Source organism: Brevibacterium sp. CFH 10365 (assembly GCF_009299785.1).
GTDB classification, from domain to species: domain Bacteria; phylum Actinomycetota; class Actinomycetes; order Actinomycetales; family Brevibacteriaceae; genus Brevibacterium; species Brevibacterium limosum.
The window spans coordinates 196,939-217,683 of the sequence record NZ_VIGO01000002.1; the positions used below are offsets into that span (position 1 = coordinate 196,939).

The window sequence follows — 20,745 nt, forward strand, 5'->3', positions numbered from 1 at the left end:
TGAAAGGCTCAGCCGCAGCGCGTAGAATCGTCCACAGCATCAACAATCCAAGGAGAGCTCCCCATGAAACCGAGTTTCGTGCAGATCGCGATCGTGATCCTCATCATCGTGATCATCTTCGGCGCACCCAAACTGCCGCAGCTGGCCCGAAGCCTGGGACAGTCGATGAAGATCTTCAAGTCCGAGGTCAAGGATCTGCGCGGCGACGAGGACGAATCCGGCACGAGCAAGACCACCGAGCCGGGAGCGCTCAATCAGAACTCCTCGACCGATTCCGCCGCGGCCACCGGTGAGACCACCGGAACCGAGGAGTCGCGGCGAGAGAAGCAGGACCCGCAGTCTCACGAGAAGTGAAAGAGAACAGTCAGCGGAAGCCATCTCGATCACGGAAGAGCAATCCTGAGAAGAAGATGCCCGTCGTCGGGCACCTCGTCGAGTTGCGCAACCGCGTCATCATCTCCGCCGTTGCCATCGCCCTCGGTGCGGTGGCCGGCTGGTTCCTCTACGATCCCGTCCTCGATATCCTCCAAGAGCCGATCCGGACCATCCGAGACAACGGCGGTCGGATGGCCGAGATCAACTTCGCCGGAGTCGCCTCGCCCTTCGACCTGAAGATCAAACTCTCGTTCTTCATCGGTCTCTTCCTCTCCTGCCCGATCTGGCTCTATGAGGTCTGGGCCTTCATCGTGCCGGGTCTGAAGCGGAAGGAGAAGCTGTACTCCCTCGGATTCCTCGGCGCGGCGATCCCGCTGTTCCTGGCCGGGTCGACGATGGCGTTCTTTGCGCTGCCCAACGCGGTGAAGGCGCTGACCTCGTTCACCCCCGAGGGCGGCACGAACATCATCCCGGCACAGGACTACCTGAGCTTCGTGATGGTCATCATCGTGGTCTTCGGACTCGCCTTCGTCCTGCCGGTGCTCATGGTGGGACTGAACATGCTCGGGATCCTGTCGGCGGAGAGGATCAAGAAGTCGTGGCGCATCATCGTCATGCTCGTGTTCCTGTTCGCCGCGATCGCCACCCCGACTCCGGACGCAATGTCCATGTTCTTCCTCGTCATCCCCATGATGACGCTGTTCTGCCTGGCGTGGTTGATCTGCGTCTTCAACGATCGCCGACGCAAGAAGCGGCTCATCGCGCAGGGCCTGTGGGTCGACGAGGACGAACTGACCGACGAAGAGAAGAATGACTGACTCCACACCACTTTCGACCGACACCTCTGCGGAGCAACCGCTGAGCCCTTCCGCCGCCTATGCCGACTTCAAGGCGCGTGCAGAGTTCGCCCGCACACCCTTGGGCGAGTTCATGGAGCGCACCGAGTTCGACCTCGACGACTTCCAGATCGAAGCCTGCAGCCATCTGCAGGAGGGCGAGGACGTACTGGTCACCGCGCCGACCGGAGCGGGCAAGACGCTCATCGCGGAGTTCGCTGTGCAACTGGCGCGGGGCGAGGGCAAACGGATCTTCTACACCACGCCGATCAAGGCGCTGAGCAACCAGAAGTTCAATGACCTCGCCGAGGTGCACGGAGCCGAGAACGTCGGGCTGCTCACCGGTGACACCTCGATCCGACGCGACGCGCCGATCATCGTCATGACCACCGAAGTGCTGCGCAACATGCTCTACAACGATGTGGCGGGTCTGGCGGATCTCGGCTTCGTCGTCCTCGACGAAGTCCACTACCTCGCCGACCGGTTCCGCGGCCCCGTGTGGGAAGAGGTCATCATCCACCTTCCCGACCGTGTGCAGATGGTGTCGCTGTCGGCGACGGTGTCCAACGTCGAGGAGTTCGGTGCCTGGCTGCGCGAGGTCAGAGGACCGACGACGATCGTGTCGACGAGCCACCGGCCCGTGCCCCTGGTCAACCATGTCCTCGTCGGCCACCGGATGTACGACCTGTTCACGCACACCGATTCCGATCGGATCGACCCGGCGCTCAACCATGCCACGCGCACTCACGGGGGACCGCGCTCGAAGCGCGCGCGTGCCACCCGGGCGCGGTTCCGTCGTCCCAGCCGCACTCAGGTGGTGGCCTCCCTCGCCGAGGCGGCCATGCTGCCGGCGATCATGTTCATCTTCTCCCGCAACGGCTGCGACGAAGCCGTCGAACAGTACCTGAGCACGGGCACCGACCTGAATTCGCGGGAAGAGAAGACGATCGTCAACGCCGCTCTCGAATCCCTGCGCGATGAGCTCGCCGATGAAGACCTCGGCATCCTCGGCTATCACACCTTCCGTGAGGGTCTGCTGCTCGGCGTGGCCGCCCACCATGCGGGGATGATCCCGCAGTTCAAGCAGCTCGTCGAAGAGCTGTTCTCGCAGGGAATCATCAAGGTCGTCTTCGCCACGGAGACCCTGGCCCTGGGCATCAACATGCCTGCACGCACCGTCGTACTCGAGAAGCTCGTGAAGTTCAACGGCGAAGCGCATGTGATGATCACGCCGGGGGAGTACACGCAGCTGACCGGACGGGCCGGTCGCCGCGGAATCGACCGAATCGGCCATTCGGTCGTGGTGTGGCACCCGACCATCGAAGTCAGCGAGCTGGCGGCCCTGGCCTCGAACCGCTCCTACGCGCTGAACTCCGCTTTCGGACCGACCTACAATATGACAGCGAACCTGCTGTCGCGGATGGGCTCCGACGAAGCCGCCAAGGTGCTGGAAACCTCGTTCGCCCAGTTCCAAGCCGATAAGGCCGTTGTCGGCCTGGCCCGGAAAGTGCGGAAGAACGAAGCCACGATCGAGGCGTACGAGAAGTCCATGCACTGCGATCTCGGCGACTTCTCCGAATACGCCGGACTGCGTCGGGCGATCTCGGACACGCAGAAGCAGGAGACGCGGACGAAGTCGCGGAACAAGCAGCGCGATATCGTCGAATCACTCACCGCACTCAAGATCGGCGATGTGGTGATGATGCCCGCGAAACGGGTCGGCGGACGCGCGGTCATCATCGCCCCGATGAGCAACAAGGACGGCGTCTCCAGGCTGCCCACCGTGCTCACCGAGCAGGGCAAGGTGTGGCACCTGCGCCCGCACGAGGTGACCGAACCCGTCGCCTCTCAGGGCCGAGTACGGGTGCCGAAGAAGTTCAACCACCGGCAGGCAGGCGATCGCAGGCAGCTGCTGTCCATCCTCGAGGCCGCCGTTCACGACGGTCGGGTCGATTCCGAAGCCCACTGGGAATCGAGCCGGCAGCATCAGGGCGAAAGCACCACCGTGGCCGAGCTCCAGGCGCAGATGCGGGCACACCCCTGCCATGACTGCCCGGACCGGGAGCTCCACGCTCGATGGGCCAACCGTGCTGACAAGCTCATCAGGGAGAACGATTCGCTCATCGCCCGCATCGAAGGCCGCACCACCTCGATCGCTTTGGTCTTCGACCGTGTCCAGGATGTGCTGCGCGGTCTCGGTTTCGATCCCGCACACTCGACGATGCTGCGCCGCATCTACGGAGAACGTGATCTGCTGGTGGCGCTGACGATCCGCGCCGGTCTGTGGGACCGCCTCAATGAGCCGGAACTCGCGGCCTTCGCGTCGATCTTCGTGTTCCAGTCGCGCAGGGACACCCTCACAGCGCACCGGGCCCCGAGCGCCGACCTCAAGGCCGTCTGCGACGAATCCGAGACGATCTGGCGTCGGCTCTTCCACCTCGAAGAGCAGCATGCGCTGAACACGACGGACGAACCGGACCGTGGCCTGATCAGATCGATGTACCGGTGGACCGAAGGCAAAACGCTCTCGGAGTCCCTGCGGGGCAGCGACATCGCCGCCGGAGACTTCGTCAGATGGGCCAAACAGAGCCTCGATCTGCTCGGTCAGATCGCTGAAGTCATCGATGCGGAGACCGCAGTGCGGGTGCGTCGCACGATCGAAGCCATCCGTCGCGGAGTCGTCGCCGACTCCTGACTGGTGTCGTGGTCCGGCCGTCGCCGGAACCTGTCCGTCGCCGTCACCGGCAGAGTCGGCACCTTGATCGGTACGGGTTCGAGACCGGGCCCCGGCTCCCCGCAGGAGCCGAGGCCCGGTCTCACCGACTCAGCGTCGGACCTTCTTGACGATGTTCTCGATATCGGAGCCGAATGCGTTCTCAGTCGTCAGATAGGTCCACGTCGACGACGGACGTTTGAGACCATGCGATTCGAGATCGATTCCCTCATCGGTGATCGTCGCCTCCTCGATGGTCGCCTTCGAATCGTCGATCACATCGGACCAGAACGACGAGAAGACGCGGATCGACTCTGTGTTGAACGCCTCGTGCGGTTTCTCCCGGGCGAAGGTGCGCAGGTGGATGCCCTCACGCAGATCGTTGAGGAAGGCGAGGTGATCGACCCAACGCGCGTCGAGGTGGAAGAGCATGACTTCGCGGAGAACCGACTCCAGCAGCTGCTCCGAATGCTCCTGTGCGATCTCATCGGCACGGTCGCCGAGTTCGTCACGCAGCTGACTGACTGGTTCGTCGTCCTTGCGGATCTCGGCTCGGCGTTCGAGGACGAGTTCGCGCTGTTTGGCCATGAGCTCATTGAAACGCCAGGTGTCACGGTGCAGTGCGGTGTTCTGCCCCTCGGCGATGCGCTGAGCATGCTCGACAAGGCCGAGAGCGCGCTTGGACTCGATGAGCCCGGTCTCGTCGCCCTCGGAGACGAAGCGCTGGATCTCGGGAACCCTGGTGAGCAGTTCATCTTCGAGGCTGGTGAAGAACACGGACGTGCCGGGATCACCCTGACGACCCGCACGACCGCGCAGCTGGTCATCGAGACGCGAAGAGGGATAGCGACCGGCACCGATGACGAGGAGACCGCCGGCATCGGCGACGTCATCGTCGGCCAGACGGATATCGGTGCCGCGCCCGGCCATCTGAGTGGACACCGTCACCGCACCGGGCGCACCCGCCTTCGCGATGATCTCGGCTTCCCGGGAATCGTCCTTCGCATTCAGCACCGCGGTTTCGATTCCGCGCTCGGTCAGCCGATCGGCCAGGGACTCGCTCTCGGCCACCGACGAGGTGCCGATGAGCACGGGACGGCTGCGGGCATGATTGTCGGCGACCTCTTCGACGATCGCGCGTTCCTTCGACTCCTGATAGGTGAACAGGCGATCGGGTTCGTCGATGCGGATCACGGGCAGGTGAGTGTCGATGGGCACGATCTCCAGCCCATAGAATTCGCGCAGGTCGTCGCCGACGGCCAGCGCGGTGCCGGTCATTCCGCATACCGTCGCATAACCGTGGATGAGCTCCTCGACGGTCATCTGGTCGAGGATCTCCCCGCTGTCAGTGGCCTCCAGGCTCTCCTTGGCTTCGACAGCGGCTTGGAGCCCGTCGGGCCAGCGCTGGAGCTCGGCGACGCGGCCGCGGGAGGAGGAGATGAGTTTGATCCGTCCGTCGACGACAAGGTAGTCGACATCGCGTTTGACCAGTGCCCGGGCGTGGAGAGCGAGGTTGACGGCGGCGAGCGTCTCGGAATCCTCTCCGAAGAGTGCGACCTCGAGCTCTTCTTCGACCCGGTCGACTCCGGCGTCGGTGAGTGAGACGGCATGACGGTCGGCGCTGACCTCATAGTCGGTGTCCGGGCTGAGCCGGGACACGAGTGCTGCGATGGCGGCATCGGTGTCCTGCACACTGGCAGAGCCCGCGAGGACCAGCGGCACGCGTGCTTCGTCGATGAGCACCGAGTCGGCCTCATCGACGATGACGACATCGCGTTCGGGGACCCGCTGATCGGCATCATCGGTGAGGAACCGATCACGGAGGACGTCGAATCCGACCTCGGTCACCGAGGCGTAGACGACCTCGGCACGGTAGGCCTCACGGCGTTCGTCGTCGGTCTGCGCACCGGAGATCGCGGCGGATTTCACACCGAGGAGGTCGAACAGCGGCTTCATCCAGCTGCGGTCACGGACGGCGAGGTAGTCGTTGACGCTGACGACGTGCACGCGTCGTCCCTGGAGGGCGTAGCCGGCTGCCGCCAGGGCACCGACGAGAGTCTTGCCCTCACCGGTGGCCATCTGCACGATGCTGCCCTGCAGGAGCCCGACGAGCCCGCGCAGCTGTGTGTCGTAGGCACGTTCGTCCAAGACCCGCTCACCGGCTTCGCGTGCCAGAGCGCAGTAGCGGATGTGCGTCTGCTGCTGGCTGCCCGATGCGAAGACCTCAGCGGCGGCTTCCGTGAGCTCGGCATCGCTGAGCTCGGAGAATTCGCGCCCGGCCGCTCCCAGATCGTCGACGGCGCGCTCGAACCAACCTGTCGTCTTCTCCGCATGAGAGCCGGGTCGGTTGAGCAGGCGAGAGAGAAATCCCATTGTCGTCCTTCATCGTGTGTACGTCGGTGTCGAGTCTAGCGTTCAGCACATCGGCCACGAACCGTCGACGACGGCTTCGGCGTTGCCCTTCTTCCGCAGCCAGGCCTGCAGCCCTGCCGCCTGTGAGCGCTTCCATTCGGCCTGCGCGGCCATGATCTCAGCGTTGCTGAGCACAGAGATTTCCGTGGACTTTTCGGCCAATGCTCGGGAAATGTCCAGAGCGGCCAGGGCATCTGCAGCGGCATCGTGGGCGTCGAGGAGTTCGACCTGGTAGATCTTCGCCGTTTCGATCAGCGTCCGCTTGCCCCTGCGGTAGGGATCGATGTTCTTGTCGACGACGAAGGTGTCGACGATCGTCGGGATGATCGATGGGAAATCGATGTCCGGGCGGTGGCGAGCCACCTCGGCGGCCATCACGCTGAGATCGTAGACGACGTTGTGTCCGACGACGACGGCGCCTTCCTCCCTGAGTGCGGCGAACTCCGCACACAGCTCGCTGACGACCTGAGCGGCGGCCGCACCGTTGGCCTGAGCGAATTCGGTCGTGATTCCGTGGACCGCTCGCGCCGATTCGGGGATCTCGATTCCCGGATCGGCCAGCCACGTGCGCACCTGTGCGGCCGAGTCGACGAAGGCGGCGGTGACGATGCGGGCAGTGGCCGGTTCGACCCCGGTGGTCTCGAGGTCGAAGCCGACGAGCCGCGACTGCACCCACGAAACGGCACCGCCGGTCCGCGGTGCCGGCTCAGCTGATCGCGCCGGCCCCGGCTGTCCCGACGCGCCGCCCTGCACTGGGGCGCCGCATTGCACTGGGGCGCCTGCCGGCGCCGAGCCGCCGGTGCCGGTCACGGATTCGAGCGCGGCGATGAGGTTGTCGACGGAGCGGCGGATGTTCTGCCCTTCAGCGGCGCTGTCGACTCCAGCGCGGTCGAAACCGTTCGGAACAGACTCGAGGTCGATGCCGTGGTCGACGTCGGTCAGGCAGCGCATGACCTCGAGCGTCTTGTACAGAGTGTCTTCGACCTCGATGATCGTCGCTGCCCGCTTCGGGCTGAGCCCACCGGACTTCACTCCGGCTTTGGCGGCCTTGACGATCGATTCGAGGGAGCCGAAGTTCCCCAGCAGGGTCGCGGCGGTCTTCTCCCCGATGCCGGGAGCTCCGGGAAGACCGTCGGACGGGTCGCCGCGCAGCGCTGCGAGCTCACGGTAGCGGGCGCCGTCGGGCACTCCGTAGGCGGTCGGCAGGTCGGCCTGAGTCACGGCTTCCCACTCGCCGCCCTTGCGCGGCCGCAGGACGCTGACCTCGGTGGTCGAGTCGATGAGAGCCAACAGGTCGCGGTCGGGGGAGACGATGACCACGGGGGTCGTCGACTGGGCGGCCATCGTGGCGATGACGTCATCGGCTTCGGTCCCCGCCACCTCGGCGATGGGGATTCCGGCGGCGGCGAGGACACGATTCATGATCGGCAGCTGCACGGCCAGCTCGGGTGGGATCTCCGTTCCCGCTTCCTCATCCTTGACTCGCGCCGCCTTGTATTCGGGCATGATCGCGGTGCGGAAGGCCGGACGCCAATCGGCGTCCATCGTCGCGATCACACGATCGGTGTCGAAGCGGCGCACCATCTGGGCCACGGTGTCGAGCACCCCACGCACGGCGTTGACCGGGTGACCGTCGGCGTTGACGATCGAATCCGGCACCGAATAGAAGGCGCGGTAGTACAGAGCAGGCGTATCGAGCAGAACCAAGGGCTTCACAATCGATGACGATACCCGACCGTCCTGACACAGGTGTAGCCGCAACGGCCGACGGTGTAGCCTGTCGGCTGTGACTATGTACTTTGGTGGAGATGTTTACAGCAGTGTCGACGCTTTTGCGACGGCATTGGGATGCACGGACGGAAAGGTCTCGTTCATCGGTTCCGATGAAGCGGCCAAGGCTCTGGACCAGGAGGCGATCGACCTCGGTGAGGACTTCCTCACCCCGGGCTTCGTCCACGCCGGGCTGGTCGTGGACGGTTCGGCACCGACGGCTGCCGACCTCCACGCGCAGGGGTTCACCCATGTGCATGCGATCGGCACCGCCGAGGCGGTCGCACAGTTCGCCGCCGACGCTCCGGATGGACTGTCGATCGTCGACTATCCGCAGCTGGGCACTGAGTCCGGTGCGGCCGGACGTGCGTCGATCGCGGCCGGTGATCTCCTCGGGCTCGGTGAGCTTCCGGCGCTCAGCCTCTTCGTCCTCGTCGATTCGAATGAGCAGCTCACCGGCGTGCTCGACGCTCTGAGCGCCGATGCCGCTCATGCTCAGCGCCACGGATATCGCCTGCGTCTGGACTTCGCCGTTTCGGAGGCCGAAGTCGAACACCTCGGCCGCAGCGGAATCGCCGTCACCCTCGACCCCGCACAGCCGCAGCCCTTGGCCCAGCTGCTGGCGGCCGGAGCGCAGGTGTCCTTCAGCCATTCCGACCCCTCGCCCTGGGCGGCTGTGCGAAATGCCGTCGTCGGCGACGGCGGGATCGGCGCACGAGCCGCCTTCAATGCCGCGACGCGCTTCGCTCATCGTGCGGCCGGCAATCCCGAAGGCGGAGTTCTCGCTCCCGGAGCCGATGCCGACATCGTGCGGTGGAAGGTCGAACGCCTCGTCGTCCAGGTCGCCGACCCGCGCGTCGCGGCCTGGAGCACCGATCCGCGATCGGGAACACCGGGGCTGCCCGAGCTGTCGCCGGACGTGGCGTTGCCCACGTGCGTCGAACTCTGAGTCGAACAGGTCAGGGCCGCCTCGGCGAGGTCGGGAGGCCGGACTCTCGTCATCCCCGTCGCACATGTAGGCGAGTCCAGCCGACACGCCGCCGTGGGGAAAATTTCGATATCGCTCCTAAGGCTCTGAGCTGGGGAATCAGCCATCCGTCCAGGTCACAGCGATTTTGCAAAGTCTGAATCGGCCACTAGATTCGAAGCGAACATTCCGCTTGCTGCGGAATGGAGTCGGCACCCCCGTCAATAGATAACTCACTGCTTCGGCAGCGTGGTCCGAAGGCGGGGGTGTCGACTCATTGTCCGGACCTGCCACCGCGTATCGTGGAGTCCGTGCTTTCCAAGATTCTTGTCGTCATCCCCACCTTCAACGAACGTCTCGCCCTCCCCGTAACCCTGGCCGGACTGTTCGAGCAGCAGCCCGACGTCGATGTCCTCATCGTCGATGACGGCTCTCCCGACGGGACAGGGGAGTGGGCCGATGAGCAGGCTCGCGAAGATCCCCGCATCCATGTCCTCCACCGCACCGAGAAGTCCGGACTCGGCATGGCCTATATCGCCGGGTTCGAATGGGCTCTCGAACGTGACTACGAGATCATCTGCGAATTCGACGCCGACGGCTCTCACCGCCCGCTCGACCTCGGACAGCTGCTCGACGCCGCCCGAGAAGGACGAGGGGACCTCATCATCGGATCACGGTGGGTGCCGGGCGGAGAGATCGTCGATTGGCCCAAGTCCCGGTACCTCCTCTCCCGCGGCGCGAACGTCTACGTCAACGCCGTCATGGGTCTGGGAGTCAAGGATGCGACGGCCGGATTCCGCGCCTACACCCGCCCGGTGCTCGAAGCTCTCGACCTCTCCGGCGTGCAGTCGCAGGGATACTGCTTCCAGATCGATATGACCTACCGCACCGTCGAAGCCGGTTTCCGGGTCACGGAGGTGCCCATTGTCTTCGTGGAACGCGAGTTGGGCGAATCGAAGATGAGCGGATCGATCATCACCGAGGCCTTCACGAAGGTCGCCGGTTGGGGACTGACCCGCCGTCGCAGGCAGGCGCAACGTCTCCTGAGCCGCACCTCGCCGGCCACCTGAACCCCTTATTACTACCTGACGGCGGCCCAGCAACCTCGCGAGGTATCTGGGCCGCCGTCAGGTAGCAATAGGGGTGGAGGCGCTGATGCGAATGAGGGGGTGCAGGTCCGAAGACCTGCACCCCCTCAGGGTTCTCAGCGCAGCTGAATCAGCTCTGGGCGGGAACCTCGCCGCGGCGGATCGCGAGGCGCTCATCGAGGAGCACCTGGAGTTCATCGAAGGACCGGCGCTCGAGGAGCATGTCCCAGTGGGAGCGCACATGCTTGACGGGCTCGCCATCGGGTTCATTGACTCCCACACGGACGCCGATGCCATGGAGACCGGAATCCCAGGTCGAGGGGACCTCGGCTTCGATCGAGAACGGCACCTTGAAACGGGTCCCGTCTTCGCATTCGAATTCGACCATCTGACGGGGAGCCGGCTCGACGCCCTCTTCGGTTTCGAGGCTGCGCGAGCCCAACTGTGTTCCGCGGAGACTGCGTTCGCTCATATCTAAGACCTTCCGACTCGACTGCACACCTTGGACGCAATGCAACAGTCTACCGTGCCCGAATATTCCTCGCCGACGGCCCGTGACGGCATGCGCGTCGCTGCCTAGACCGGAATGTCGCGAGGCCACGTCGGAGGGACGTCGGCTCAGCCGTGCCGGCGCCCCAGCACCTCGAGGCCGAGTTCCACATCATCGGTGACGATTCCGTCGACACCGAGGTCGAGCAGAGACTGCATCGTCTGTTCGTCGTTGATCGTCCAAACGTGGACGAGCAGACCCGACTGGTGCGCCCGGGCAACGAAATCAGCCGTGACCACCGGGATCCGCTTGAACGACATCGGCACCTGCAGTGCGTCGACTCCCGGCGGCAGGGGAGCGGCCCCACGATCGGGAACTCCTGGCACTCGACCGAGGGCGAACAGGGCGGTCTCCGTCCTCCCCGTGGACGTGCGCACTCCGGGCAGAGCGGTGCGCAGGCGCCGCAGGGTCGCCGAGTCGAAGGAGGCCAGACGGAGACGATCAGCGGCGTTGAAATTGTGAACGAAGCGAATCATCGGACCGATGCTGTGAGCTGCCTTGACATCGATGTTCCACTGCACCTGCGGCAAGGCTTCGAACAGGGCGTCGAGGCGGGGGAGTCGGCCTCCCGCGAGGAGCTCGACATCGTCGAGTTCGTCCGCACCGAGTTCGCGGATGGAATGGGACAGTCCGGCGATGCGGTTGAGATCGGCATCATGGGCGGCGAAGAGGACGCCGTCGGCGGAGGCGTGGACGTCGGTCTCCATCCACTGCACCCCGACCGCTGCCGCAGCGGCGAAGGCATCGAGGGTGTTTTCGCTCATCCCCGGCCACAGGCCGCCTCGGTGCGCGATGATCTCAGGGTCTGCGGTGACCTCCGGCAGGGAATTCATGGTCCAATCCTAATCAGGGTGTTGATTTCGCAGGGGGTCTGTTCAAGGATGGACGTATGAGCTCACACCGCGAACCCCTCGAACCCGACGACGTCATCGACGCGACCGCGAAGACCCCGACCGAACGTGCACGCCGGGCCGCCGGACGCGCTTACAGCGTTGCGAGCACCGGTGTGAAGAGCGTGCGTGAGGCGGCCTCGACCTCCCGCCTCATCGAAGCCACCGAGAACGGTGTCAACCGCGCCCTCGGCACCGTCTCGCACGCGATCGATGACGCTGTGCGCAGCGGCAAGGTCGAGCGGGCCTTCGACAGGGCTCAGGAAACCGTGACGACGGGAGCCGACGGTGTCCGGAGACTGGTGAAGCGCAAGCCTCGCTGACTCTCACTGCCTGAATCCCACTGCGATCGGCCCCGACCGCGAACAGCCGTCGGGGTTCTGCTGACCGACGATGCGCAGACTTACTCCGTGAGCAGAGTCTCATCCATGTGGCACGCCGATTCGGTGAGCCACATTGCTTTTGTAACAGTTCCTTAATTAGAATCAGTGAACATAACGATCCGATAACTTGGAGTCTCTCCTCAAGCGCACCGTCGCGAGAGGTCTTCCCCTCTGCATCTCCGAGTTGCCGAAGCACTCTCTGATGACGACGAGGAACACCACTGTGGGCAGACACTCAGCACCGAGCACCAAGAAGACCGATTCGATCTTCTCTGCGCTGACAGCGAAGAAGAAGGCCGGCCGCCACGCACCTGTCGGTCGGCAGAACACCGCCGGGGGAGTGCTGGCAGCAGTCCGCACCCGCCCAGTCCTCTCCGCTTTCGTCGTGCCGACTGCCGCAACGGCTGCTGTTGTCGCCTCGAGCTTGGCCATGGCTCCCAATGACTCCTCCACAGGCGGCCAGGTCGTGGCCGAAGCTCCGGCTGTCGCCGTCTCCGAGCCGACCAAGGCCACGGACGAGTTCCTCGCCAAGGCGAAGAAGCAGGCCGAGGAGAAGCCCGCAGACGTCACGATCGACACGCATATCGAGACTCCGAGCCCAAAGCCGTCGAAGACCGCTGACAAGAAGACCGAAGGATCGACCGGCGGGGGAGACTCGTCCAGCGGCGGTGCCGCCGATGAGAACGACGGACCGTCGAACTCGGGCGAGTCGGCCGGCGAATCCGGCAGCTGCCCGATGTCGTATTACGGCGGCGGCGACGGCTTCGACGGCAAGCAGACCGCCAACGGCGAGATCTTCGATACGAACAAGCTCACCGCCGCGCACAAGACCCTGCCCTTCGGTTCCAAGGTGACGATCACGAACTCCGCGAACGGCAAGTCCGTGACCGTGCGCGTCAACGACCGCGGCCCCTACCACGGCAACCGCTGCTTCGACCTGTCGAAGGCGGCCATGGAAGCCGTCGGCGGCGTCGGCGCCGGACAGATCAACGGCAAGTACGAAGTGCAGTGACCGGACCTCTATCTGCGGATTCCGCAGCTGAACGCGCTGGAAGACGAATTTCGAATTGCCCGCTGGCTCAAACATAGGGAATCAGTCGCATTTTGGCGCTGAGACGTGTGGATAGTGCATTCGGTGCGAATTCCGTACTCACGATTTCGACCTTGGCTTTCGACTGTGGTCTGGCTAATCTGAATCCACCACCACACCCCCTTTCGAGGAGATCGCCATGTCGGAAGAATCCTGTGACGTCGTCATCATCGGAGCCGGCCCCACGGGTCTGAGCGCAGCCCGTCGGCTGCACAGGGCCGGACGCAGCGTCGTCGTCCTCGAAGCCCGCGACAGAGTGGGCGGTCGCACCTGGACCGAGCACATCGACGGGCAGATGTACGAACTCGGCGGCCAGTGGATCTCCCCGGACCAGACCGCGCTTCTCGCCCTCGTCGACGAACTCGGCAAGGAGACCTATCCGCGGTACCGTGACGGCGACAGCGTCTACATCGCTCCCGACGGCACGCGCACCGTCTATTCCGGGGAGATGTTCCCGGTAGGGGAGTCGACCCAGGCGGAGATGGAACGTCTCATCGGCCTTCTCGACGAGCTCGCCGCTCGCATCGGCCCGAAGGCTCCCTGGGACGCCGACGACGCGGCCGAACTCGACTCGATCTCATTCCACCACTGGCTGCGTCGGCAATCCGAGGACGAACTCGCGTGTGAGAACATCGGACTGTTCGTCGCCGGCGGCATGCTGACCAAGCCCGCCACCACCTTCTCAGCACTCCAGGCCATCCTCATGGCCGCCTCGGCGGGATCGTTCACAAACCTCGTCGACGATCACTTCATCCTCGATCGTCGCGTCGTCGGCGGAATGCAGTCGGTTTCGGTGCAGATGGCAGACGAGCTCGGCTTGGACATCGTCCGCCTGGAGCAGCCGGTGCGCCGAATCGAATGGTCGGAGTCCGGTGTCCGCGTCTCGACGGAGGAGCTGCGTGTGAGCGCCCGGTCCGCGATCCTCGCCGTTCCGCCGAACCTCTACTCACGCATCACCTACTCACCGCCGCTGCCACGGCTGCAACAGATCTTCCACCAGCACCAGTCCATGGGACTCGTCATCAAGGTCCACGCCACCTACGACACACCGTTCTGGCGTGAAGACGGGCTCTGCGGAACCGGATTCGGCGCTTCTCGCCTCGTCCAAGAGGTCTACGACAACACGAACCACGGCGAAGAGCAGGGAACCCTCGTCGGCTTCATCTCCGATGTCAATGCCGATGCCATGTGGGCCCTGGACGAGGAGACCCGGCGGACGAAGATCCTCGAAGCCCTCGCCGAATTCCTCGGTCCGAACGCGCTCGACCCCCGCGTGTTCTACCTCTCTGACTTCGGTGCCGAGGAATGGACCCGCGGAGCATATGCGACAAGCTACGACCTCGGCGGCCTGCACCGGTGGGGCCCCTTCCAGAACGACCCGGTCGGGCCGCTCCACTTCGCCAGCTCCGATATCGCCGCCGAAGGCTACCAGCACGTCGACGGATCAGTGCGCATCGGCACCGCGACCGCCGAGAGGATCCTCGGCGAGAAGTCCTGATCCATGAGCAGCACACAACCGTCACCGTCGACGAACTCGAGCGGACTCAGCGCCAAGGGGCTCTCCGCCGGCAAGATCGGTGCCATCGGGGGAGCCGTCATCGGCATCTCCTGCATCGCTCCGGCCTACACGCTGACCTCGGGACTGGGCCCGACGATCTCCGAGGTCGGAGTCCACACCCCGGCCGTGCTGCTCATCGGCTTCGTGCCGATGCTGTTGGTCGTCTTCGGCTACCGGGAACTCAACACGGCGATGCCGGACTCGGGGACCACCTTCACCTGGGCGACCAGAGCGTTCGGCCCCTGGCTGGGCTGGATGGGCGGATGGGGCCTCGTCGCCGCCACAGTCCTCGTGCTGTCCAACCTCGCGGCTGTGGCGGTGGACTTCCTGTTCCTCCTGCTGTCCCAAGTGTTCTCCGACCCGCAGATCGCCGAACTCACCCGTGTTCTGTGGATCAACATTCCCGTCACGATCATCCTCACCGCGGCTGCGGCCTGGGTGTCCTACAGGGGCGTCGAGGCCACCGAGAAGCTGCAGGTCTGGCTCGTCGCCTTCCAGGTGCTGGCTCTGGGCTGGTTCGTAGTCGCCGCGATCGTGCAGGCCTCGAACGGCACCGCCTACGACCCGACCCCGGTCTCACTCGACTGGTTCAACCCGCTGTCTGCCGGTGACTTCTCCACCGTCGCGGCCGCAGTCTCCCTCTCCATCTTCCTGTTCTGGGGCTGGGACACCGTGATCACGATGAACGAGGAAGCCAAGGACCCGGAGAAGACCCCTGGCCGGGCAGCCATGCTCACCATCGTGGCGATCGTCATCATCTACATCGCCTGCACGATCGCCGTCATCTCCTTCGCCGGAGTCGGCACCGAGGGCCTCGGCGCAGGCAACCCGGACAACCAGGAATCGATCTTCGCCTCCCTCGCCGGCCCGGTCATGGGGCCCTTCGCGGTGCTCGTGTCCATCGCCGTGCTCTCTTCCTCCCTGTCGTCGCTGCAGGCGACGATGGTCTCACCGTCGCGGACGATCCTGGCGATGGGCCACTACGGAGCCCTGCCGGAGAAGTACGGCCGCGTCTCCCCGCGATACAAATCGCCGTCGGTGGCCACAGTCACTTCGGCGGCAGCGGCGATCATCTTCTACGTCGTCATGCGCCTGCTCTCGGAGAACGCACTCTGGGACACGATCACCGCGCTGGGACTCATGGTCTGCTTCTACTACGGCATCACCGGCCTGGCCTGCATCTGGTACTTCCGGCGCAGCCTGTTCACATCGGCGCGCACCTTCTTCTTCCGATTCCTGTTCCCGCTCGTCGGCGGAGTGACCCTGCTGGTCATCTTCGTCACCACCGCGATCGACTCACTCGACCCCGACTACGGATCCGGCTCGTCGGTCTTCGGCCTCGGACTCGTGTTCGTCCTCGGCATCGGGGTCTTGGCACTGGGTGTGGTCATCATGATCATCCAGTCGCTGCGCCATCCGGACTTCTTCCGCGGACGCACCCTGACACAGGGAGTCGACGCAGGGTGAACGATCAGCTGGTGGCTCTGCGTCGGGTCCGTGACCGCATCGACCGGGAGTTCGACCAGCCGTTGAGCGTGGAGGCTCTGGCCGCAGGCGTGCATATGTCGGCCGGACACCTCAGCCGCAGGTTCCGAGCGGCCTTCGGCGAATCCCCGTACTCGTACCTCATGACTCGCAGGATCGAACGGGCCATGGCGCTCATTCGGCGCGGGGATCTGTCCATCACCGAGATCTGCTTCACCGTCGGCTTCTCTTCCTTGGGCACCTTCAGCACCCGCTTCAGCGAACTCGTCGGACTCTCACCGACCCGCTACCGCGACGGTGTCGCCGCCGGGGAACACCGGCTGCCGACGATCGTGGTGAAGAACGCACTGCGACCGGTCAGGAATCGAGAAGTCCCACCGGGCTGAACAGTCTACGATTGCTGTCATGGACATCTCGATCAACGCCAGCTTCCTGCCGCATACCGATGCCGAACAATCCCTGCACTTCTACCGCGACGTCCTCGGCTTCGAACTGCGCCTCGACGTCGGATCCGGACGCATGCGCTGGCTGACGGTCGGGCCGAAGAACCAACCGGACACCTCCATCGTGCTCACACCTGCGGTGACCGATCCGACGATCAGCGGCACCGAACGTGAGACCATCGAGGCGCTCATGGCCAAGGGCAGCTACGCCGCGATCGTGCTCGCCAGCCCGAACGTCGACGAGGTCTTCGCCGAGGTGGAGGCCAAGGGCGCCGACATCGTGCAGGAGCCGATGGACCAGCCCTATGGACTGCGCGACTGCGCCCTGCGGGACCCCGCAGGCAACATGATCCGCATCCAGCAGAGAGGCTGAGACCGGTGCACACAGCCGACAGCCACGACCTCATCCGCGTCAGCGGAGCCCGGGAGAACAACCTCAAGAACGTCAGCGTCGAAATCCCCAAACGCCGCCTCACAGTGTTCACCGGAGTGTCCGGTTCCGGCAAGAGCTCGCTGGTCTTCCACACCATCGCCGCCGAGTCCCAGCGGATGATCAACGAAACCTATTCCGCCTTCGTCCAGGGATTCATGCCGGCGATGGCCCGCCCCGAGGTCGACGTCCTCGAAGGACTGACCACCGCCATCCTCGTCGATCAGGAACGCATCGGGGCGAACCCGCGCTCCACCGTGGGCACGGTCTCGGACATCAATGCGAAGCTGCGCACTCTCTTCGCCCGCAGGGCAGAGCCGAACCTCGGATCGACGAACGCGTACTCCTTCAATGTCGCCACCCTCAGCGGGAAGGGCGCGGTCTCCATCGACAAGGGCGAGGGCAAACAGGTCGAACGCAGGTCTTTCTCCGTCAACGGCGGTATGTGTCCGCACTGTGAGGGAATGGGCACGGCCACGGACATCTCCATCGCCGAGGTGGTCGATGAGTCGAAATCCTTAGCCGGGGGAGCCATCACCGTCCCCGGATACAAACCCGGTGGCTGGTCGGTGCGGATATTCTCCGAATCCGGCTACTTCGACCCGGACAAGCCCGTCGCCGACTTCGATGAGAATGAGCGGCACTACCTGCTCTACGCCGAAGGTGAGAAGGTCAAGATCAACGGCACGAACATCACCTTCGACGGGCTGATTCCTCGTATCCGCCGGTCGTTCCTGTCCAAGGACCGGGACTCGATGCAGAAGCACATCCGCGAGTTCGTCGACCGAGCCGTCGTGTTCACCACCTGCCCCGAATGCGAGGGAACTCGTCTCAACGCGGCCGCCCGTTCCTCGCTGATCGCCGGACAATCGATAGCCGATGTCTGCGCTCTGCAGATCTCGGACATCACAGACTGGCTGGACCGGATCGAACCCGGAGCAGCCTCGGCGCTGCTCGATTCTCTGCGGGCGGATGTGCAGGCATTCAACGACATCGGACTCGGGTATCTGTCCCTGGACCGATCGGCAGGGTCGCTGTCCGGGGGAGAGGCGCAGCGGATCAAACTGGTCCGTCACCTCGGATCCTCACTGACCGATGTCACCTACGTCTTCGACGAACCGACCATCGGTCTGCACCCGCACGACATCCAGTCGATGAATGAACTGCTGCTGGCGCTGCGGGACAAGGGCAACACGGTCCTCGTCGTCGAACACAAACCCGAGACGATACTCATCGCCGACCACATCGTCGACCTCGGTCCCGGAGCCGGCGGCAACGGGGGAGAGGTCACCTTCACCGGCACCGTCGATGGTCTCCGCGCATCCGATACCCACACCGGCCGCCACCTCGGGTACACGGCGGCTCTCAAGGACACGATCCGGGAATCGGCCGGCGCACTCGAGATCCGCAGTGCTCAGTCGCATAACCTCAGGGACGTCGACGTCGATGTGCCCCTCGGCGTGCTCACCGTCGTCACCGGAGTCGCCGGTTCGGGCAAGAGCAGCCTCATCGAGGGGTCCCTGCGGGGACGCGACGGAGTAGTGATGATCGATCAGGCTCCGATCAAGGGATCCCGGCGCAGCAACCCTGCCACGTATACGGGCATGCTCGAGCCCATTCGGAAGGCCTTCGCGAAGGCCAATGGGGTCAAGCCGTCACTGTTCAGCGCGAATTCCGAAGGCGCCTGCCCGGTGTGCAACGGTGCCGGGATCATCTTTTCGGATATGGCGCTCATGGGCGGTGTGTCGGCACCGTGCGATGAGTGCGAGGGCAAGGGATTCCAAGCCGAGGTGCTCGAATACACGTTGGACGGGCTGAACATCCGCGAGGTCCTGGATCTGCCTGTGGTCTCCGCAGTCGACCATTTCGGTGCGGGGGAGTCGCGCATCCCTGCTGTCGTGAAGATCCTGGGGATCCTCGCCGAGGTGGGGCTGGGCTATGTCAGTCTGGGACAGCCGCTGACGACGTTGTCCGGGGGAGAGCGACAGCGGCTGAAGCTGGCGGTGCACCTGTCGGCGAAGGCCGCCGACGCGGCCCAGGTGATCATCCTCGATGAACCGACGACGGGTCTGCATCTGGCCGATGTCGAGAACCTGCTGGGCCTGCTCGATGGACTCGTCGACTCCGGACGGACCGTCATCGTCATCGAACACCATCAGGCCGTGATGGCTCACGCCGACCACATCATCGACCTCGGTCCCGGTGCCGGGCATGACGGAGGTTCCATCGTCTTCGAAGGCAGTCCGGCCCAGATCGTCGCAGGTGCGGAAGAGAACGGATCGGTGACCGGGAAGCATCTGGCCGCATATGTGAACGCCTGATCCGGCTGTGCCCATCGGACTGCCGAGCTGCAGGTCAGGTGCCAGGGGAGTGCGCCTCCTGGCCGCTCTGCTCAGGGACGGGGAAGCCGCTTCCGGTCAGCTTCCCCTCAGGTTCTGCGGAGAGGATTCGGATGCTGATTCCGGGTTCTCGGGTTCACTCTCCACCGCAGATTCGTTACGGTGTATAACAGCTCGGTAACGACCGGGTTACAGAACCGAAATGCAGTCGTACTTTGGAGAAGACACAGTGAACCTCTACAGCACAAGCCTCCGCAAGGTCGCCCTGCTCGTCGGCGCCGGCGCTGTCGCAGCCGCCGGAGTGACCGGAATGAGCGCAGGGCAGCCGGCTCAGGCATCTGAGAAGGGCGTCTGGGACAAGGTCGCCGAATGCGAATCCGGCGGTGACTGGGACATCAACACCGGAAACGGATACTACGGTGGTCTGCAGTTCTCCAAGCAGACCTGGAACGGCTTCGGCGGTTCGGGCACAGCGGACCAGCACAGCAAGAAGGAGCAGATCCGCATCGCTCAGAAGGTCCTCAAGGAACAGGGCCCGGGCGCATGGCCGACCTGCGGTGAGAAAGCCGGGCTGACGAAGTCCAATGGCGCCGCCGATGACGGAGGCGGCTCGAAGGACGACGGCGGCAAGAAGGATGACGGCGACAGCGGCAAGGTCGGACTCGGCGGCAACGTCACCGTCGGCGGCTGAGGTCCATGATGATCTGTGGCTCAGCGACCCGCAGTCACTGACAGACCTGTCGTGGTCTGAGGCCGAGATGGCCGTGAGCGTCGCGTTCGACGCTCACGGCCATCTCTGTCACTCATGAGAAGCCAGGCTCTCCCGCTTCGGGTATAACGCCGATAATATACATTATGTTAAGTAAACACATGCGGCCTCTTCCCGGATCTGCGTCTATGGTGGGAACCGAAGAATCGACTCCACCGACATGGATGTCGTCACAGCACCGATGTGGGAGTTGATATGGCGCAGCCACAACCGGCGATGAGGCCGACCGGCGACGACATCGCCGACGTGCTCGATCGCGCCCAAGGGCCCAGACGCGCCGAAGCCGATGAGCTCATCGAACTCCTCGGCGAGGTCTCCGGTGAACAGCCCGTCGTGTGGGCCTCACGGATCATCGGCTTCGGCGAAGTCACCTACAGTTACGAATCGGGTCGCGGTGGGACTATGCCGGTATTGGCCTTCTCCCCCGCCGCACGTCAGCATACGATCTACCTCACGAGCGACTTCGAAGACCGCTGGCCCGACCTCGTCTCGCGACTCGGGAGATTCCGCAGCGGCACATCGTGCCTCTACCTCACGCGCCTCACCGGCGTGGACGAGGCGATACTGCGAGAGCTGCTCGAGCGCACGCGCGATCACACCCTGGCCGAATGGGCGGACTGCTAGCATGTACTGACTAGTAACTTAGC

General features: G+C 64.4%; 18 protein-coding genes. 14 read left to right on the top strand and 4 right to left on the bottom strand.

Features of this window, described 5'->3' with window-relative positions:
• Positions 1–63 precede the first annotated feature (63 nt).
• Genes tatA through FHG09_RS04175 form a run of 3 tightly spaced genes read left to right on the top strand, consistent with a single transcriptional unit; the run spans position 64 to position 3,906 of the window.
• Positions 64–354: a twin-arginine translocase TatA/TatE family subunit gene (tatA, locus tag FHG09_RS04165; RefSeq protein ID WP_152346445.1), complete on the top strand. Its 291-nt coding sequence runs from the start codon at positions 64–66 to the stop codon at positions 352–354.
• Positions 351–1,193, top strand: coding sequence for a twin-arginine translocase subunit TatC (tatC, locus tag FHG09_RS04170; RefSeq protein ID WP_319803241.1), 843 nt, complete (start codon positions 351–353; stop codon positions 1,191–1,193). Before tatA ends, tatC begins: the two co-directional genes overlap by 4 nt.
• Positions 1,186–3,906, top strand: a complete 2,721-nt coding sequence (locus FHG09_RS04175) for a DEAD/DEAH box helicase (protein ID WP_152346446.1) — start codon at positions 1,186–1,188, stop codon at positions 3,904–3,906. The genes tatC and FHG09_RS04175 overlap by 8 nt, the downstream gene beginning before the upstream one ends.
• Before the next feature lie 129 nt (positions 3,907–4,035).
• Here FHG09_RS04175 and secA2 read toward each other — a convergent pair whose 3' ends face one another.
• Together secA2 and FHG09_RS04185 are read right to left on the bottom strand one after the other, a co-directional pair.
• Positions 4,036–6,297 (bottom strand): accessory Sec system translocase SecA2, encoded by a 2,262-nt coding sequence (gene secA2, locus FHG09_RS04180; RefSeq protein ID WP_152346447.1) that lies wholly within the window; start codon positions 6,295–6,297, stop codon positions 4,036–4,038.
• A 42-nt stretch (positions 6,298–6,339) separates the two neighbouring features.
• Positions 6,340–8,052, bottom strand: coding sequence for a 5'-3' exonuclease H3TH domain-containing protein (locus tag FHG09_RS04185; RefSeq protein WP_227492538.1), 1,713 nt, complete (start codon positions 8,050–8,052; stop codon positions 6,340–6,342).
• Between the two features lie 76 nt (positions 8,053–8,128).
• On the opposite strand from FHG09_RS04185, the gene FHG09_RS04190 reads away from it, so the two are divergent.
• Positions 8,129–9,055: a metal-dependent hydrolase gene (locus tag FHG09_RS04190; RefSeq protein ID WP_152346785.1), complete on the top strand. Its 927-nt coding sequence runs from the start codon at positions 8,129–8,131 to the stop codon at positions 9,053–9,055.
• A 329-nt stretch (positions 9,056–9,384) separates the two neighbouring features.
• Positions 9,385–10,143: a polyprenol monophosphomannose synthase gene (locus FHG09_RS04195; protein WP_227492539.1), complete on the top strand. Its 759-nt coding sequence runs from the start codon at positions 9,385–9,387 to the stop codon at positions 10,141–10,143.
• Between the two features lie 148 nt (positions 10,144–10,291).
• Here FHG09_RS04195 and FHG09_RS04200 read toward each other — a convergent pair whose 3' ends face one another.
• Together FHG09_RS04200 and FHG09_RS04205 are read right to left on the bottom strand one after the other, a co-directional pair.
• Positions 10,292–10,633 carry an RNA polymerase-binding protein RbpA gene (locus FHG09_RS04200; RefSeq protein ID WP_135808267.1) on the bottom strand — a complete coding sequence of 114 codons (342 nt, stop codon included), beginning with the start codon at positions 10,631–10,633 and terminating at the stop codon, positions 10,292–10,294.
• Between the two features lie 146 nt (positions 10,634–10,779).
• Positions 10,780–11,544 (bottom strand): glycerophosphodiester phosphodiesterase family protein, encoded by a 765-nt coding sequence (locus tag FHG09_RS04205; protein WP_152346449.1) that lies wholly within the window; start codon positions 11,542–11,544, stop codon positions 10,780–10,782.
• A gap of 56 nt (positions 11,545–11,600) precedes the next feature.
• On the opposite strand from FHG09_RS04205, the gene FHG09_RS04210 reads away from it, so the two are divergent.
• From FHG09_RS04210 to FHG09_RS04250, 9 genes are all read left to right on the top strand, one after another.
• Positions 11,601–11,924, top strand: coding sequence for a hypothetical protein (locus FHG09_RS04210; protein ID WP_152346450.1), 324 nt, complete (start codon positions 11,601–11,603; stop codon positions 11,922–11,924).
• Positions 11,925–12,186: 262 nt separating this feature from the next.
• Positions 12,187–12,996: a septal ring lytic transglycosylase RlpA family protein gene (locus FHG09_RS20235; protein WP_152346451.1), complete on the top strand. Its 810-nt coding sequence runs from the start codon at positions 12,187–12,189 to the stop codon at positions 12,994–12,996.
• Between the two features lie 217 nt (positions 12,997–13,213).
• Entirely contained in the window at positions 13,214–14,572 is a 1,359-nt protein-coding gene (locus FHG09_RS04220; protein ID WP_152346452.1) for a flavin monoamine oxidase family protein, read from the top strand.
• Between the two features lie 3 nt (positions 14,573–14,575).
• Positions 14,576–16,099: an APC family permease gene (locus tag FHG09_RS04225; protein WP_152346453.1), complete on the top strand. Its 1,524-nt coding sequence runs from the start codon at positions 14,576–14,578 to the stop codon at positions 16,097–16,099.
• Complete coding sequence (locus FHG09_RS04230; RefSeq protein ID WP_152346454.1) at positions 16,096–16,503, top strand: helix-turn-helix transcriptional regulator; 408 nt, start codon at positions 16,096–16,098, stop codon at positions 16,501–16,503. The genes FHG09_RS04225 and FHG09_RS04230 overlap by 4 nt, the downstream gene beginning before the upstream one ends.
• 19 nt (positions 16,504–16,522) lie before the next feature.
• Positions 16,523–16,933 (top strand): VOC family protein, encoded by a 411-nt coding sequence (locus tag FHG09_RS04235; RefSeq protein ID WP_152346455.1) that lies wholly within the window; start codon positions 16,523–16,525, stop codon positions 16,931–16,933.
• A 5-nt stretch (positions 16,934–16,938) separates the two neighbouring features.
• Positions 16,939–19,311, top strand: coding sequence for an ATP-binding cassette domain-containing protein (locus tag FHG09_RS04240; RefSeq protein WP_227492540.1), 2,373 nt, complete (start codon positions 16,939–16,941; stop codon positions 19,309–19,311).
• Positions 19,312–19,558: 247 nt separating this feature from the next.
• Positions 19,559–20,020, top strand: a complete 462-nt coding sequence (locus FHG09_RS04245; protein ID WP_319803242.1) for a transglycosylase family protein — start codon at positions 19,559–19,561, stop codon at positions 20,018–20,020.
• A gap of 273 nt (positions 20,021–20,293) precedes the next feature.
• A complete protein-coding gene (locus FHG09_RS04250; RefSeq protein ID WP_152346458.1) occupies positions 20,294–20,722 on the top strand; it encodes a DUF1801 domain-containing protein in 429 nt (142 codons plus the stop codon).
• Positions 20,723–20,745 lie beyond the last annotated feature (23 nt).